We start from the raw sequence: 16,299 nt of genomic DNA, 5'->3' as shown, positions 1-16,299 counted from the left end.
ATGCTCGATTATTAATCTATAATTATATTAATCTCACTTTTTGTTTGATAAATATGAAAGTTGATGAAAAATCTATAAGAGAGTTATGTGGTGAAAGTTCGGAAGTGGTTGTATTTGGTTTTGGCAAATATGCCTATAAAGAGCTCTGTACGGCAATCAATAACAACAATGGAATCAATGCCCTAAATTCTGACACCTACGATAGCAAACACACCGATCTCAGCAGAAACAACCCTTACTCTATGTATAATTATTTTAAGTTTATTCTCAATGATTTAATTGTCGAAAATTATAAGAGACAAAAAGAAGGCAAACCAATAATCCCCTTAATTTTTGTAGTCGGAAAAGGCGATATGAACTATGAGCCAAAACAAATTGCTCAAAGAGAGGAAGACCCCACCGATAAATGGGTTACGCTAACAGAGCTACGCAGAGTTTATAAATTAGCTACAGAATTTGGACCCGAATTCTCCAAAGTTGCTTTGGATACGGTGAAGTTTGTAAATCTTGAAACCAATTCCGATGTAACCACTTTAAAGCGTGTTTCTCCTTTTTGGGAAAACCCAGATTGGCAGAAAGATTGGCAAACACGAAAAGAGGAAACCCAGAAAACACACAGCCGACTGATAAAAAATAGTATTTGGCGATCCAATCTACAAGGTAAGATTGAAGAAATCGATAGTCAACATTCTGAAGATAAAGGTAAAGAAGAAAAGAATACTTTTAAGAGTTAATGAATAAGGCTCTCGCGCAAAACACCATCTCTATTAAGAGGACAAAAACCGACATCAAAACTATAAACTCGCTGATTATCTTTTTATGCCGTGCTATGGTTAGCATAGGATAAATAAGGGGATAAAAATGATTAATAACGTGATTCTTATAGCTTGTGTATTGTTTGCAACGATTCACTATTTTATCAGGCGAAAACATTATTCTGCTGAACAGATCGTAGATTTATACTTAGTCTATTTCCTATTTTTTACGGTAGGTCTTATCGGTTTAATTGGTTTTATCGGCCATGTATTCTTTCCTGATATGACCGCTAAAATGATTGGTTGGCCTACAGGCAGTCCATTTCAATTTGAAGTAGGGTTTCACGATGGCGCATGGGCATTGTTAGGGATCCTATCCTTATTTATTGGAGGAAAATTTTGGCTGGCTACGGGATTAGGATGGTCATTTTTTATAATAGGAGCTTTATATGGTCATATTAGAGATATGATTTTACATGGAAATTTCGCACCTTATAACGCTGGTATTATTATTTCAGAAATCATTATTCCAGTAGTAATCTTGACTTTACTATTCCTCAAGTTTGTTGTTATGAATAAGAAATAAAGTCTCGGCTTGGAAACTACATCCACCTGACTAGTGATGGTTGACCAGATTCGTGCAGCCCCCCTTACCATACATTTAGTTATTATGTGGATATTATACGCTCCTTAAAAGCCCTCATCCCTTTGAAGATTGGATCTGCAATCTTTTGTGGGAAGTGGTTTGGTAATTGGGTTGAGACTTCATCGATAGCAGAATCAATACGGTCAATTACTTGTTCAAAAATCTGAGCTGCTTTAATTTTAGAATATTGAACGTATTTTGCTGTTTCAAGAAAGTGTCTTTTTTGAATACCGTCAATCTTATAATGACTATTTTTTCCATATATAGCCATTGCCATTTTCAATTTCTTAAATGATAACTTTTTTTGTTCCACGATAGGATATGCTGAAATGATGTCGTATAAGGGGGTGAGCTGGTAACCGCCTTGTGGTTGTATACTTATACTGAAATTTTTGGCATGCGCATCAATAGCGCCAAGGCACCAGTAAACAACCTGTGCCCTGAAAAATTCATCTCTATCTTTTTGAGGTTGCTGTGAGCCGTTAAGTAACTGCATAATTTCTTTAATACCGGGGCCACCATCTGACTGATATTTTAAATTTGGTGAATAACCCAATGCTTGGCATAGGTCTTCTTGCGGTAACCTGAGGACATAACGGTTATCTCGACTCCATTTTCTATCAAATCTTTCGACCACCAGCACCTTTTCATCTTCGAATTGTAAGATTTTTGATTTTGCAACATCTAAACCAAATTTGCTGGCTAGTAGTAAACAGAGATGTTCATTTTCACAACTCTCACTTAGATCAATTCCTTGATGTGGTAAATATCCAATAGGTAATTTGAATATGTGAGTTGTTGGTGTAGGTCCAAATGGTTTATGCCATTCATTTTGGTAATATAGAAAAGCTGTTTTTTCCTGAGCACCTGCTAATGAGATTCTAAACGCATCATCCTCTTTATCCATTCCCAGTGGTGAGTTTTGATAAGAACGTAAAGTACGAGCTATCTCCGCCTCACTGACAACGTGACTTTCAATGCTTAAACGCTGTGTCTGAGGAATACGTTCAACAATTTGTATTGCCCCAACACAATCGCTGCCAATTAAGGCCAATAAATCAAACGGTCGCGATGATTTTGCTTGAAAACGAGCTTGTATCCTGGCTCTTATCTGTGGATTATCGGGAAGTAAATTATCAAAAAAGTTATAAACTACTTCTCCTGAAAATTTTTGATTTACTAACGGCAACGATAAAGATACTGGTCGCGAATGTGGCTTGGAAATCCAGTCCTCAACATAGAAAAAACTCAAGCCTCCTGCATTATCCTGGGTAAGCTCTCCCACGAGCTCATTGTTCATCAAAATGTATAATTTACGCATTACCACTCTATCTCTTCATGAGTTTTTTGCCCTTTATCAACAAGACTAATGTTTAAATTTAGGGCGGACAATATCCTAAACAGGGTATCAATTCGGCTATTGTCGGGACTATTTTCAAATTTTGATACGGTATCCTGTTTCAAACCCACTAAATCTGCAACTTCCGATTGACTCATTTTAAGTTGCTTGCGCTTGTCATTTAAATATAATGCCAAATCTTTTGCTGATCGGATAATCATAAATCCCCATTTTACCCTCAAGTGCCAATAATATTAACTATACCCCCAAGTGCGGGTAAAATCAATTATACCCGTATTTGAGGGTAAAAAAGTTACTGTATTTTTGAATTTAGCTGATAAGCACAAGCGTTGAGATTTGTCTTTTTGCTGATTACAACAGAAGGGGAAAAATCCAAAAACAATTATCTGTGCTATTGAGGAATTAGCTCATATCATTTTCGTAGCACTTAAAGCAAGCAACCCATTTAATTTTGCTTGCCTTTAAAGACAGTATCTACTTACTTCATACCAAATAAAACATATGATCTTTCAAAGGCTTTTTATCTCACACTTCTGGATCTATTATGATAATATTTGTTTTTCCTCACTTGCGTTTCTTTTGCCTTGGCCAGGTTAACGAACGTTGCGAAGACTACTAATGTCGTTTAAAACCTTAATATTTTTACTGGTTCTCTTATCCACTTTTGGCAGTGCGATTTGGAATATTCAAATAAAACAATCAAGTAATAATGTTTTATTTGTTACGCTCATGGTTATACCTCAATTCATGGTAGCGGCACCTTTATTGTTTATCGTACCTTTGCTTGATTATGCGACTTTTAGCTTTGTTGTGATGAGTGCCATCGTGCAAACTGGCTATATACTCTTCCTTAGTAATGCGTATAAGCATGGATTAGTTAGCGCAGTTTATCCCCTTGCTGTAGGCAGCGCGCCTCTTTTTGCTTTATATTACTGGCATCATTACGTAGGATATCCCATTTCCACCCATGAATTTGTGGGGGTAGTTGTATTATCACTGGGTATCATCTCGTTTATTTTTACTAGGATAACTAAAAAATCCCCGTTTTCACTACAAGGAATTGCCTATGCAATAGGGACAGGAGTTTTTATTTTTTCCTATTCTACCATTGATACGTATGGTATCCGAGCGGCAAGTAATCCTTTATCTTATATTAGTTGGTTATTTGTTCTTAAAGCACTTTTATTATTTCTACCCATGTTGTTGCTCAAGAAAATAACATGGGAAACATTAAATCAAGGCAAGAAAAAATATATTATTGCGGGCTTACTAGCGTGTTTGGGCTACAGCATGGCAGTTTTTGCTTTTCTTCATTTTCATTCAGCAGTTATCCTCGGGTTACGCTCCACCTCAATTTTATTTGTATTTTTTCTCTCAATTGTTATCTTAAAAGAAAAGACTTCTGTCAGGACGCTTTTCGCAACACTGTTAACAATTGCTGGGATGTCGCTTATTTTAGTAGGATAGTGATTAAACAATACTTGTTGGCCCAGCAGGAGTTTTTTGTTGACCGATTGTTTTACCAACTCAAATTATGAACATTTGTTGTCATCGAATTGAACTGTGCAAGGGCTTTGATCAGCGCACCGTGACAAGAGTTTTATTACACGCCTGCTGGCTGAAACCCGCCTCTGATGGTAAAGTCTCACACAAGCCAAGAATCAAAGGTTGGCACACCAAGATTGTATGTTTTTACCGGTAAATTTGGGGGGAAGCTTAGAGAGTCGTATTTGGTTCCAAATTTCGACACATATTCGACACGTAAAATTTAAGGTTTGACGGAATTTCGCCAAACCCAGACTGGGATTGGCTCCCCTTAGTAAGTATATTGCGAACTCAGAGGCGGGAGGAAGTGGTAAGTTTTGGTCGGTGTTATTCGTCAACTGTAGTTGTTAATGGGAGAATGACATAAGTTTTGGTGAGCAATCTTTGCAACCACGGTCATAATACTCTTTCCAGGAAGCCTGTGATAAATGATTTTTCTTACATTTCCAGGATATTTGTTTTGTACAGTCAACCTCTACTTGAAATGGGCTAAATTTGTTGTTATCAAAGTCCCACTCCAATAAAATAGAAGGGTATCTTATTGCAATTGAATTAAACTCAGGGGAATCGTTCAATTCCACAGGAAACTTTTCTTGTACCCATAACTGGACTAGCTCACACCAGGCCTCTAAGATTAGATCCCAATCCATGGTTGAAGATTCTCCAGGAAGGTCATCTATTCCTGTAACAGATTGATAGTTATTTTCTATTAATTGTTTTCTAGTATTCTCCCATTCTTCTTCATCCCTGGGGTATCGATTAAAAAATGTATCAATCTTCTTTAGTTTGGTTTCTAATTTTTTACTCAGATTAGAACCAATTAATTTTGATAAATCGAATAAGATGTGAGTGAAAGAAAGTTCTTTTTCATCCCAGATTAAAAACCCCTTTAATAATTGTTCTATAGCTAAATGACCCAGATGACAACCAATATCAATATAATTAAAGTTTGAGCTAAGCATGTTGCCAGCTTCTAAAAATTTGGATGAGTTGCGTATAAAAAATTTCGCATCCCATTTATCTCTTTGTTTATTTTTCATTTCTTTTGATATGGTCTAATAAATTATTACCTTCAACAATTACCCATAACTGTCCAATATAGTTGCCGTTATAATTATTTATAAAATTTCTGGCCTCATTTTCTGAGGAGAAATTTTTCACCAATTGTTCAACAATATTCCCTTCATTAGCCTTATATAATCGAACAATATATTCACTATTCATTTAGACTCCTCGGTTAGATAAAATTGAAGACATCATTTGTTTTCGATTAAAACTCATTGCGTGCAGTATCTAGTTAATGATAACCTATTTGATTATCGTAATACTTTGAATCTATATTGAGGATCTCTCAATATTTTATCGAATAGGAATATTCCTCCAATATGTAGCTGCTATATTATTTCTTGCACTAATCCTAGGAATCTTAATTCATCATTTATAGCATCTTCAAAAACTTCCAAATGCCCAAATATTTTCCCCTCATTAGGAAGGTACTTGATGTGAATATTAAGTGGTTGCCATCCTCCGAAAACTTTCCAAAAGTCTACTAGCTAAAAGGTAATCAGTGACTAATTGGTCTGTGTTATGATTCTGAATTATAGCCATTACCCACTTTCTTAATTATTCGTTCATAATCTTTTCAGTAAATTGTTTATATTTAATCGTTTTTGGTTTCATAATATGTATTACCTTAATGCAGCTCCATAACCCTACTTTAGAATAAGTATTAAATTCATGCATTTCTTCCTCTCTCAGCTAATTCATTCCAAAATCCTACAGTAACCATGGAATTGAGATGGCATTGCTCCGATAATTGGAGCATAACTGTGACGAGAGGTAACGGCAATATAAGCTTTTTCGAAAAGAAATGTATCTTTTTGAGGTTCAGAATTAATTTTTTTATCACCCAAATATGATGGGAAAACAGTTGTGTATATAGAATTTCCTATACCAGTAATTTCAATAAAAGTAATTCCAGTTGGTGACATAAAAGCTCGAACATCCGTAGCACCCAACTTCGCTATCATCCTAGCTTGTTTTTTATTAGAAGTGTCAATATTGTCAAAATGAATCGCATTCGATATATGATCATCTTCAAGTTTCATTGATTGTCCTTGCCAATTTGCAAACAAGCCTTGAGGGAAATAGCATTCTATACTTTTTGCAGATTTGAGTTCATTGATGGCCATTTCGTATTTCTGTGGAGTTTTATTCGGATCAGGCAAAGGGGGCAACTCAGCTATAGCTAATGTTGGTGCAATTAAAATAAAAAATAAAATATTCAATTTGGGCATGAGCATGGGGCTCTCCTTAGCCTTAATACTTTTAAATATAGTATAAAATTAATAACGGAAGCCGATAAGTCCTATAGTCGCAGTCTCTACAGGTGTGCCATTAAATTGGCTAATAATTTTTTCTAATCCATTTTTACATCTTCTTTTTTATACCAAATAAACTGCGCCCTATGCCGCCGGCCCATTGAACATTTATGAACTTTTTATGATATATAATTAGACATATATCTCTTTTTAAGGAGGGCTGTGGCATGGACGCATATCAAAATAAAAGCGGAGTATCGTGTGTTGTCGCGTATGAAATTGGAAGTGACTTTATAAAAGTTAAATTCCAAAAAAATAACTGCGTGTATTTATATAATAATCAGATTCCAGGAGCTACGCATGTTGAAGCAATGAAGAAGAAAGCAATTGATGGTATTGGTCTTGCTACATATATAAGCAAATACGTAAACAAAAATTATTTTAATAAAGAATATTGACCCACTTACAGGTCCAGGTCAGATCTTCACTCACACAGTCCAACTGTAAAGTAATTACTGATGTATCTACACTAGCTTCAGGCCTAACCCGAGGGGTTAATGTACAAAAATTCCGCATTAGGCTGGTTAATATGGGCTATATACTACTTAATGTAAGCTATAGTTAAACGAAATTGAATATTCCATCGGATGGATCTTTATGTTGGTATATAAAAAAATAGCATTAATAAATATTATGATTTCAATAATATTTTTTTTATATGGATGTTCCAGTGATAATAAACAAGATAATTTTTATGTTTATGCTGAGATAAATCAGGAAAAACACTTATGTTTTATGAAAAAGGGATTCCACGATGAGAAATATGAGGGAGAACTCAGCCAACACGGGGAGAAAATAGTAAATTGTCACATTACCTTACCTCCACAATTTAAAGATAAGTATAGAATGTGTGTACTTTCAGGCATTAGAGTTGATGGACAAGATCGAGGTGGTCAAATGAGTTTGCATGGATGGTCTTGTGATGTAAGTTCAGTAACTGGCAGCGTAACAATGTATATGAAATCTACAGCGACATATGGTGTTGTTAGTTGTAGCATGCTCTGTATTAAAAATTAATTGTTATACTACTTTATATACCTGTAGTGGAGTTGTACCCCTACATAAAATAAAACCAGCCTTAGGGGTTTTATGCCTGTCCCATGCTCATTGTTAAATTGTGGCAACACCTAAATTGATTTTAATATTGATAATCTTCCCTTTTTGAGCAACAGAAGATCTATAGTTGAAAAATCAATGTACTTGGTAAAATTAACACCCCAGTTCAAAAGAGTGGTTGCTGTTCTCATCATCAGGGAGTAAGTGGATGTCAAGATGGGCGTTCATATTGTTGTGACGGACCAATTTCTCCCTCGTGTGATTGTTAAAATTACGTAAGTACTATTCCACGAATATCTATGAAACCCAAACATAATTTTTAGTCCATAAATCAGTAACATGTAAATTAGTGAGTCTATACTTATTAAAAAAAGAAGCATCATTTCAGGGAAAAAATATGTCACTGAGGCATCGCTTAGCCCAAGAATTAGATCCAAGTTTAAAGCAAACACCTGGCTTATCTTTTACCAATAAGATAATTGTTGTTGTTATTCTGTGCTCTCTGTTTTTAGCAATCATAGAAACAGAACGTTCGATTTATCACAATAATGAGTGGATGTTTTTCATAACCGAATGGGTTTTTACTATTATTTTTGCTATTGAGTATATTGCTCGCGTATGGGTTAGCGTAGAAAACTCCAGTTGTACAAGTCGAATTCGCTATATGCTTACGCCTGCCGCAATTTTAGATCTTTTGACTGTGCTTTTAATTTTACTTACCACGTTGGGCACAGAAGGTTTTATTTTGAGATTAGCACGGCTTTTAAGGGTATTAAGGATTGCTAAACTGGGGCGTTACTCAGTTGCAATGCAAAACATTGGACGGGCGATTTATCTGAGACGGTTTGAATTAATTATTAGTTTTGGAATAGGTGTTTTTGCACTTATTTTATCTTCTTCGATATTGTATATCGTTGAAGGAGACATACAGCCAGATTATTTTGGAAGCATCCCCAGAGCAATGTGGTGGTCTGTCGCCACATTAACAACGGTTGGATATGGGGATGTTTATCCTATTACTGCTATAGGCCGGTTTTTTGGTGCAGTTACTGCGGTTGTAGGTATTGGATTAATTGCTATGCCAACGGGAATACTTGCCGCATCGTTTAGTGATGCAATTCAAAACATTAAAAATAATCATTCGGAGAAAGATTAATGGCACTTCGATTTCAAAAACGAGTTACATTGATCCCTGGAGTTAGACTGAATTTTGGAAAAAGGGGAGTTAGTTTATCAATGGGCCCTCGTGGTAGTTCAATGAATGTAGGGAGTAAAGGGGTTTATGGGAATTTAGGTATACCAGGTACTGGTTTATCTATTAGGGAACGCCTTGATAATGGGGCGTCTAAATCAAATAGCCACCCGCAGCAAGAGTTAAATAGCAGCGAATCTGCGTATCTTGATGTTAAATTAAAGGTTAATGACAATGGTATTTTATCTTTTGCGACGGAGGATGGTTTGCCACTACCGCCCAAAATGATTAATCAAATTAAAAATGATCATTCGGAGTTTTTAGAAGAGTTGTTACAAAAGGCAGCGAATGAAATAAATAAAGACTTTGATGAATTAATGATTATCCATCACGTAACACCATCTCCTTATCAAACAAAATTAACTTATCATGAATTAAGTGTTCCTCATCCGAAAAAACCAAAACTTCAAAAGATAAAATTTTATCACCGCTGGTTTGGATGGGCCTCTGATATTGAAAATAAAAATAATAATAAAATGTCTCTTTATCAACAGGCCGTAGGATATTGGGAAAGCATAAAAAAAGATCATGATGAAGCTACGGAGGAGTTTAATTCAATAGTGCGACAATCAGAAAATGGCGATTTGGATGCTATGGAGCAAATTTTTACTTATGCATTAAGTAATCTAACTTGGGCAAAAGATACTCAGTTGAGTTTTGATTTTAAAGATCAGAATACATTATTTTTAGATATTGATTTGCCGGATTTAAAGGACATGCCTAAGAGAACTGCTGAAATTGCGTCAAGAGGATATAAATTATTAATCAAAGACCGGAATGAAATACAGCTCAAGAAGGATTTTAGCCATTTAGTTCACGCTATATTTTTCCGTATAACGGGAGAAGTTTTTTCTACTTTACCTATTTTGCAAAAAATAGTTTTATCAGGTTATGTACAAAGAAATAATCCTGCAACCGGATTAATTGAGAATGTTTACATTATTTCTGTAGAAGTAGATAAGCCAAAATGGACTGATATAGATTTTAGTAAGCTTGAAGATATTAATCCCATAAATGCACTAGAACGGTTTAATCTCAGAAGAAATATCGATAGATCTAGTAATTTTTGTTCAATTGACCCAATTTGATTATTGATGCCTAAATAACCAGGGTGGTATTGAGTGTGGATCCACCCATAGGCCGAGTTTATTATTTTTAGCTTGATCTTGTAGATCATAAAGACTTTTATCCGTTACATATTTATCGTAAACCCAAGCCATTCCTGTTTTAACTTGCTCAGCATTTACATCTATTCCAGCACAGGTAACTCTACCCAAAATCCTACCATATTGATCTTTTGCATTAGTATTTACAATAGCTTCTTTTCTAAAACAAAGAGTAGACAATGCTTGTTTTGATACACTTCCAAAAGCTTGTTTTTTTTCTGGGGCATCTATCTCAATAAGTCTAATTTTCAATTGAATATTTGTATCAGTTAAAATCGTTAAAGTATCTCCGTCAGATATTTTAATTACTTCGCCAGAAATAATCTCTGCGAATGCTGCGTAAGGAATAAGAAGTGCAATCAGCATAAATTTAGCAATATTAGTTGTTTTCATTTTATAGCCCCGCAGCGTAGATAAATCAAATTAATGTGAAGTTTTTGAATATTCTACAAATCTAACCGGCTTTTGTTCAGGTTTGTAAAGATATTGCAACGATGCTCCATGAAACCAAAAACCGATTTTTCCCTCCCACTCTCCATTGCGTTGTTTATCGCAGCACCATATGCAATCAGAGCTTTCAAGTGTTTTTAATTCTTTTGCTGGAAGAGTCACACCACTGGTTTGAATATTCTTAGTTCCTCTTTGAGTTTATTACGCCATACAGTATAGCAATTATCTGCTAAATCACTTATTGCCCCTGTACCTTTGTTATCAAGTTTTCCAGAAGGCTGTGATTCATCAGCACCTTTACGGGGGTGCGCAATAAGATGGATATGGCAATTATGCTGATTTTTAAAGTCGCATAATTGTTCCATAAACGCTTTCTGTGCTTTGTAATCATCTTCTGCAATATCAATATGATCAATTTATCAATGATTACGCATATCATTAAAAAAATTTATCGTGTTGTTAATTATGATCTCTACTTTTTTATCAATTTTTTTACCATGCTGCTCAAATGCCGATTTGATTGCAATCTCATTAAATGATTTTTTTGCATCGTCAGAAACCTTGTAACCAATTTACAACTGGCATTAATTCATAGGTATTGTTTCTCATGGGCACATCATAAAGGGTAATTAAAACTGGATCAAAACGTATAATGTTTCTTCCGATTATATTGATCACGCTCGAATGAATCGCACATCCTGACCAAACTTGACGTTTTTCTAGCTCCACTGCCTCAGCTATTGCCTTTCCTATTATTAAATGATGGTTGACATTTGAACTTGATAAAAATCGATTATCCAAGGTTACTAGTCCAGACGTAATCGCCCCTCTCAAGGGAAATCCTAAATAAATTAATTTTGCCATTAAATTACGTACAGTAGCGAGCAATATTATCAAGCTTTTAAATGTATTATCAGGTGTTGATAAAAGTATCGAATCAGATATGGCCGTACAATGAAGAACCACATTATCAAATTTGGGTGTTAAATTGTCATTAACATCAGAAGTGTTCACCTGTTTAATCCAAGAAGAATTTACTACTAGCTGCTCAGCCGCTTCTGTTATGGAGAGATCAATCATGGGACGAATTACGCACTGGTATATTTCGATCACTTTTTGATGATCATTGTTCTTAACGAATTCTGAAAAACCTAATATATCTAAGAAAGCCAAAAATACTTCTTGTGGTTGATTTATATTTTTTAATTGATGCGCATAACTCATGAGAAATATTGGTGGATGGTTGTTGCTTAGTGTCCCACTAATGTCCCTTGAGGCAAGACAGTGGATAAAATTTTGATATAAGCCATTGATTTTAATGGCTCCCCGGACAAGACTCGAACTTGTGACCTAATGATTAACAGTCATCCGCTCTACCGACTGAGCTACCGGGGAATAGGGTCGGAATCTTAAAACGATTCTGATTGGGGGTCAAGTAGATTTACTAATAATTTTTTAAAATTTGTTTTATATAGGGAGTTTTTCTTTCCTTGCTCTATTTAAAAAAGTTATTTATATCCCACATTTGCCTTGGGGGCACCTTCTCCCCTGCGGGAGAAGGGTGATTGGTTTTAACTACAAAAACGTTGTAGGCGGTTTAAGGCATCTTCTAATATGTTCATGCTGGTTGCAAAAGATAACCGAATACAGCCTTCATTGCCAAATGCAGAGCCCGGGACTAGAGCCACACCCGCTTCGGTTAACAATTTTTCAGAAAATTCAAGGTCATTGGCATAGCCACGTTTTTCTATAATGGCTTGCACACTGGGGAAAATATAAAAAGTACCGTCCGCTGGGATAACTTCTATTCCTGGTATTTCCTGCAACCGAGAGGCTACAAAATCATGTCGTTGATGAAAGGCTTTTACCATTTCAGCTACACTTTCATGGCCACCCGTTAGTGCTGCTACCGCTGCTCTTTGGGCAATCGAACAAGGATTTGAAGTGGATTGGGATTGGATGGTTTTCATCGCATTCATTAATGGAAGAGGACCTGCTGCATAACCGATGCGCCAACCGGTCATCGCATAAGCTTTAGAGACGCCATTTAATACAATGGTCTGATCATATAACTCAGGACATGCATTGAGAATATTGGCAAAAGGCTGGCTCCAAAGAATGTGCTCATACATATCATCCGTAGCAATAATAATTTGTGGATGCTTTTTTAAGACTTCAGCTAAAGCTTTTAATTCATTTAGCGTGTAGGCGACCCCCGATGGATTGGAGGGGCTATTTAAAAAGATCATTCTTGTTTTGGGGGTAATCGCTGCTTCAAGTTGCTGGGCATTAATTTTATAACGTTGCGCAGGAGTCGTGGAAATAATTACCGGAGTTGCTTCAGCGAGTAACACCATATCAGGGTAAGAAACCCAGTATGGAGCAGGGATAATGACTTCATCTCCAGGATTAAGTAGCGCTTGGCATAAGTTGTAACAGCTTTGTTTTCCACCCACTGAAACCAAAATTTGATTGAGCTGATAATCAAGATTATTATCGTTTTTGAATTTATTTTTAATGGCTTCTTTGAGTTCAGGAATGCCATCAACCGCTGTGTATTTGGTGTACCCTTGATTAATGGCAGCAATAGCAGCTTCTTTAATATAATTGGGGGTGTCAAAATCTGGTTCACCGGTACCCAGATTAATGACATCATGCCCTTGAGCACGCATTTGGGTAGCCTTTGCTGCTACGGCCAAAGTAGGTGAAGGCTTAACTTTTTGCACGCGTTTTGCTAATGCGATATCCATTTGTTGCTCCTGTGAGATATACTATAAAGATATGAAAGATTTATTTAAACTATATGCCGATTATAAGCCTGCTGGCGACCAGCCGACAGCCATTGCCTCATTAATTGACGGCTTGAAATCAGGGTTATCCAAACAAACCCTTTTAGGGGTTACTGGCTCAGGCAAGACTTTTACTATAGCACATGTTATCCAAGCCATGCGCCGGCCTGCCTTAATTATGGCTCCAAACAAAACGCTTGCTGCTCAGCTGTATGGCGAATTTAAAACCTATTTCCCCGATAATGCGGTAGAATATTTTGTTTCCTACTATGATTATTATCAGCCGGAAGCTTATGTGCCTGCTTCGGATACCTTCATTGAAAAAGATTCATCCATCAATGAGCACATAGAACAGATGCGTTTGTCTGCAACCAAAGCCTTAATTGAACGTAAAGATGCGATTATCGTCGCAACAGTTTCCGCAATTTATGGTTTGGGTGATCCTGACTCCTATTTGCGTATGGTATTACATCTTTCCCGCGGAGAACAATCCGATCAGCGTAAAATTTTAAGACGACTTGCTGAAATGCAATACACACGCAGTAGCTTGTCACTAGAGCGGGGACAATTTCGAGTCCATGGGGACATTATTGATGTTTTCCCAGCTGATTCAGAGCGCGAAGCCGTACGTATTGAGCTATTTGATGATGAAGTGGAACATATTTCCCAGTTTGATCCGCTTACTGGCGAAATTTTGCGACGACTACCTCGAATTACCGTTTTTCCTAAAACCCATTACGTGACTCCTCGGGAGCGTATTTTACAAACAGTAGATTGGGTTAAGGAAGAGTTGCAGGAGCGCTTAGCAGAATTTAAAGCACAAAACAAATTAGTGGAAGCTCAGCGTTTGGAACAACGTACTTATTTTGATATCGAAATGATGTTGGAATTGGGTTATTGCTCTGGTATTGAAAACTATTCTCGTTATTTATCTGGACGTGAAGCGGGTGAACCCCCGCCAACCTTGTTTGACTACTTGCCTCAAGAGGCCCTACTAATTATCGATGAATCCCATGTCACTATTCCACAAATTGGGGGTATGTATCGAGGTGATCGTTCCCGTAAGGAAACTTTGGTCCAGTATGGCTTTAGACTTCCCTCAGCACTGGATAATCGACCATTACGATTCGAAGAATTTGAAGGACGCTCCCCACAAACTATCTACATCTCTGCAACTCCTGGCCCTTATGAACAAGAGCATTCAGATAATGTTGCTGAGCAGGTGGTGAGGCCTACAGGGCTTATCGATCCGGAAGTTGAGATTCGGCCAGTACGTACCCAGGTTGATGATTTAATGTCGGAAATTCGACTGGTGATTCAACAAAAAGCACGAGTTTTAGTAACCACTTTAACCAAAAGAATGGCTGAAGATTTAACCGATTACCTGAATGAACATGGTATTAAAGTGCGTTATTTGCATTCGGATATCGATACGGTTGAACGCGTGGAAATTATTCGTGATTTGCGGCTTGGCGTTTTTGATGTGTTGGTGGGGATTAATTTATTACGCGAAGGTTTGGATATGCCCGAAGTCGCTCTAGTTGCTATTCTTGATGCAGATAAAGAGGGCTTTTTACGTTCTGATCGCTCTTTGATCCAAACTATAGGGCGCGCAGCACGTAACATGCATGGGCGCGCTATTCTTTATGCGGATAAGATGACTGGGTCCATGCAAAGGGCTTTGGAAGAAACCAGCCGCAGACGGGAAAAGCAAAAAGCATATAATGAAGAACATGGAATTATTCCCAAAGGAATTAATAAATCCATTACCGATATCATGGAAGGCGCATATCAAGGAAAACGCAACGTTGCCATTGCAGAACCAAGCCCAGACTATTTACATTGGTCAACCCAAGAACTGGTGAAACACATCAATACTTTGGAAAAACAAATGTATATGCATGCAAAAAATATGGAGTTTGAGGCGGCAGCCAAAGTCAGAGACGAATATCTTTTATTAAAAGAGCAATTAATGAAGGGATAGCCCGACAGACATGGATTATGAACCCTGGAGTTCAAGTGGGTAGCGGATGAGGCGGTTCAGGCTTCCCACTCCAGGGTGGGCTTGCACAACGCCGACTTCAGGATGCTTCCCATGCTGTTAGCATTGGTTCTAAAATCTCTCGCTATCGGGTTAAGTTGATTATATCATGGCCATCTGGATTAAAGTCAATATAGCGCGATTGGGATCCTGCTTAATTTTATTATTTCACAAGTGGAACCGAATATTTTCTGGCACCATCGGATTGCTGCTAATGGCTTTTTTATCAGTCACTATCCATTCCAAGATATTAGAGCCTTTCCATAAAAGATTCTTGCCTTTTATTCCTTGAAATAATTCTAGATTTAATGATTTTTCCTTGGGGAAGTCTTCCCTATCTATCCCATAGACTTTCCATAGCAAATTATGACCCTGAGGAGGTATAAGAATTGTGGCATAGTAATTTAAATCAGTGGGGATATAAGCGATGACTTGATGATTAAAGGCTTTTTCCAAATGAGCCAGAAAAGGTCTGGCAAATTCAAACAAGTTTTTGTGTTTATTAATATCAGAAATAAGAAAAACAACGGATTGTACCTGTGCGGATAACTGATTTTTTAATAATGCTTCCGCAAAACTAACCGGCTCAAGGTAACTTATACATTTATCATTGGCGTCTACATCAACCAATAGGAGTTGTTCTTTAGTTTTATTCAATTCAGTGAGTTGGTCTAATGTTACGTTATCAAAATGAGTAAACTGATGTAAATTAGTCGCAGCCGCTTTATTTTCTTTGCTATCACTCATTAAAACAATCATCGTGTTCTCTTTAGTCCCTGTGGTTTAATTATAGCAAGTTGCGCAAAAATCAATCGTGAGATTCTATAATTATATTATTGGTTATCTTGTTTTTGATTT

18 protein-coding genes, 1 tRNA gene, 1 other RNA gene and 1 pseudogene are annotated in these 16,299 nt (G+C 36.7%); 9 read left to right on the top strand and 12 right to left on the bottom strand.

Annotated features, from left to right (window positions below; translation table 11 throughout):
- The first annotated feature begins 53 nt into the window (after window positions 1-53).
- Both HBNCFIEN_RS16115 and HBNCFIEN_RS16110 read left to right on the top strand, forming a co-directional pair.
- Window positions 54-734 (top strand): hypothetical protein, encoded by a 681-nt coding sequence (locus HBNCFIEN_RS16115; protein ID WP_182392069.1) that lies wholly within the window; start codon window positions 54-56, stop codon window positions 732-734.
- A 127-nt stretch (window positions 735-861) separates the two neighbouring features.
- Window positions 862-1,341: a DUF6790 family protein gene (locus HBNCFIEN_RS16110; RefSeq protein ID WP_182392068.1), complete on the top strand. Its 480-nt coding sequence runs from the start codon at window positions 862-864 to the stop codon at window positions 1,339-1,341.
- Window positions 1,342-1,423: 82 nt separating this feature from the next.
- On the opposite strand, the gene HBNCFIEN_RS16105 is transcribed toward HBNCFIEN_RS16110, so the two are convergent.
- Entirely contained in the window at window positions 1,424-2,701 is a 1,278-nt protein-coding gene (locus HBNCFIEN_RS16105; RefSeq protein ID WP_255464424.1) for a type II toxin-antitoxin system HipA family toxin, read from the bottom strand.
- Window positions 2,702-2,721: 20 nt separating this feature from the next.
- Window positions 2,722-2,961, bottom strand: a complete 240-nt coding sequence (locus HBNCFIEN_RS16100; RefSeq protein WP_182392066.1) for a helix-turn-helix domain-containing protein — start codon at window positions 2,959-2,961, stop codon at window positions 2,722-2,724.
- 418 nt (window positions 2,962-3,379) lie between these two features.
- On the opposite strand from HBNCFIEN_RS16100, the gene HBNCFIEN_RS16095 reads away from it, so the two are divergent.
- Together HBNCFIEN_RS16095 and HBNCFIEN_RS17895 are read left to right on the top strand one after the other, a co-directional pair.
- Complete coding sequence (locus tag HBNCFIEN_RS16095) at window positions 3,380-4,228, top strand: hypothetical protein (RefSeq protein ID WP_182392065.1); 849 nt, start codon at window positions 3,380-3,382, stop codon at window positions 4,226-4,228.
- 82 nt (window positions 4,229-4,310) lie between these two features.
- Window positions 4,311-4,533: pseudogene (locus HBNCFIEN_RS17895) on the top strand (hypothetical protein); the annotation flags it as partial.
- 120 nt (window positions 4,534-4,653) lie between these two features.
- On the opposite strand, the gene HBNCFIEN_RS16090 reads toward HBNCFIEN_RS17895, so the two are convergent.
- From HBNCFIEN_RS16090 to HBNCFIEN_RS16080, 3 genes are all read right to left on the bottom strand, one after another.
- Entirely contained in the window at window positions 4,654-5,346 is a 693-nt protein-coding gene (locus HBNCFIEN_RS16090; RefSeq protein ID WP_182392064.1) for a zinc-ribbon domain-containing protein, read from the bottom strand.
- On the bottom strand, window positions 5,336-5,530 hold the full coding sequence (locus tag HBNCFIEN_RS16085) for a hypothetical protein (protein ID WP_182392063.1): 195 nt from the start codon (window positions 5,528-5,530) through the stop codon (window positions 5,336-5,338). Before HBNCFIEN_RS16085 ends, HBNCFIEN_RS16090 begins: the two co-directional genes overlap by 11 nt.
- A gap of 539 nt (window positions 5,531-6,069) precedes the next feature.
- Window positions 6,070-6,609, bottom strand: a complete 540-nt coding sequence (locus HBNCFIEN_RS16080) for a hypothetical protein (RefSeq protein WP_182392062.1) — start codon at window positions 6,607-6,609, stop codon at window positions 6,070-6,072.
- Window positions 6,610-6,854: 245 nt separating this feature from the next.
- Between HBNCFIEN_RS16080 and HBNCFIEN_RS16075 the strand changes: the two genes are divergently transcribed.
- The 4 genes from HBNCFIEN_RS16075 (at window position 6,855) to HBNCFIEN_RS16060 (ending at window position 10,083) form a co-directional block, all read left to right on the top strand.
- Window positions 6,855-7,085 (top strand): hypothetical protein, encoded by a 231-nt coding sequence (locus HBNCFIEN_RS16075; RefSeq protein WP_182392061.1) that lies wholly within the window; start codon window positions 6,855-6,857, stop codon window positions 7,083-7,085.
- Window positions 7,086-7,284: 199 nt separating this feature from the next.
- Complete coding sequence (locus tag HBNCFIEN_RS16070) at window positions 7,285-7,704, top strand: hypothetical protein (protein WP_182392060.1); 420 nt, start codon at window positions 7,285-7,287, stop codon at window positions 7,702-7,704.
- Between the two features lie 436 nt (window positions 7,705-8,140).
- Window positions 8,141-8,899, top strand: coding sequence for a potassium channel family protein (locus tag HBNCFIEN_RS16065; RefSeq protein WP_182392059.1), 759 nt, complete (start codon window positions 8,141-8,143; stop codon window positions 8,897-8,899).
- Window positions 8,899-10,083, top strand: a complete 1,185-nt coding sequence (locus tag HBNCFIEN_RS16060; protein WP_182392058.1) for a DUF4236 domain-containing protein — start codon at window positions 8,899-8,901, stop codon at window positions 10,081-10,083. The genes HBNCFIEN_RS16065 and HBNCFIEN_RS16060 overlap by 1 nt, the downstream gene beginning before the upstream one ends.
- Here HBNCFIEN_RS16060 and HBNCFIEN_RS16055 read toward each other — a convergent pair whose 3' ends face one another.
- The 5 genes from HBNCFIEN_RS16055 to HBNCFIEN_RS16035 form a co-directional block, all read right to left on the bottom strand.
- The gene (locus HBNCFIEN_RS16055) at window positions 10,084-10,554 is read right to left on the bottom strand and encodes a thermonuclease family protein (RefSeq protein WP_182392057.1); all 471 of its coding nucleotides are present in this window, start codon (window positions 10,552-10,554) and stop codon (window positions 10,084-10,086) included.
- A 215-nt stretch (window positions 10,555-10,769) separates the two neighbouring features.
- Complete coding sequence (locus HBNCFIEN_RS16050) at window positions 10,770-10,976, bottom strand: hypothetical protein (RefSeq protein ID WP_182392056.1); 207 nt, start codon at window positions 10,974-10,976, stop codon at window positions 10,770-10,772.
- Between the two features lie 187 nt (window positions 10,977-11,163).
- Window positions 11,164-11,835 (bottom strand): hypothetical protein, encoded by a 672-nt coding sequence (locus HBNCFIEN_RS16045; RefSeq protein WP_182392055.1) that lies wholly within the window; start codon window positions 11,833-11,835, stop codon window positions 11,164-11,166.
- Between the two features lie 95 nt (window positions 11,836-11,930).
- Window positions 11,931-12,006, bottom strand: a tRNA-Asn gene (locus HBNCFIEN_RS16040).
- 176 nt (window positions 12,007-12,182) lie between these two features.
- A complete protein-coding gene (locus HBNCFIEN_RS16035; RefSeq protein WP_182392054.1) occupies window positions 12,183-13,361 on the bottom strand; it encodes a pyridoxal phosphate-dependent aminotransferase in 1,179 nt (392 codons plus the stop codon).
- Between the two features lie 31 nt (window positions 13,362-13,392).
- Between HBNCFIEN_RS16035 and uvrB the strand changes: the two genes are divergently transcribed.
- Window positions 13,393-15,384 carry an excinuclease ABC subunit UvrB gene (gene uvrB, locus HBNCFIEN_RS16030; RefSeq protein ID WP_182392053.1) on the top strand — a complete coding sequence of 664 codons (1,992 nt, stop codon included), beginning with the start codon at window positions 13,393-13,395 and terminating at the stop codon, window positions 15,382-15,384.
- Here the strand turns inward: uvrB and ssrS are convergent.
- Both ssrS and HBNCFIEN_RS16020 read right to left on the bottom strand, forming a co-directional pair.
- Window positions 15,379-15,539, bottom strand: a non-coding RNA gene (gene ssrS, locus HBNCFIEN_RS16025) — 6S RNA. The genes uvrB and ssrS overlap by 6 nt on opposite strands.
- Window positions 15,540-15,609: 70 nt before the next feature.
- A complete protein-coding gene (locus HBNCFIEN_RS16020) occupies window positions 15,610-16,200 on the bottom strand; it encodes a hypothetical protein (protein WP_182392052.1) in 591 nt (196 codons plus the stop codon).
- Window positions 16,201-16,299: the final 99 nt, after the last annotated feature.

The sequence above is a fragment of the Legionella sp. PC997 genome (assembly GCF_014109825.1).
Classification (GTDB): domain Bacteria; phylum Pseudomonadota; class Gammaproteobacteria; order Legionellales; family Legionellaceae; genus Legionella.
This window is presented reverse-complemented; position numbering and strand designations above follow the sequence as displayed.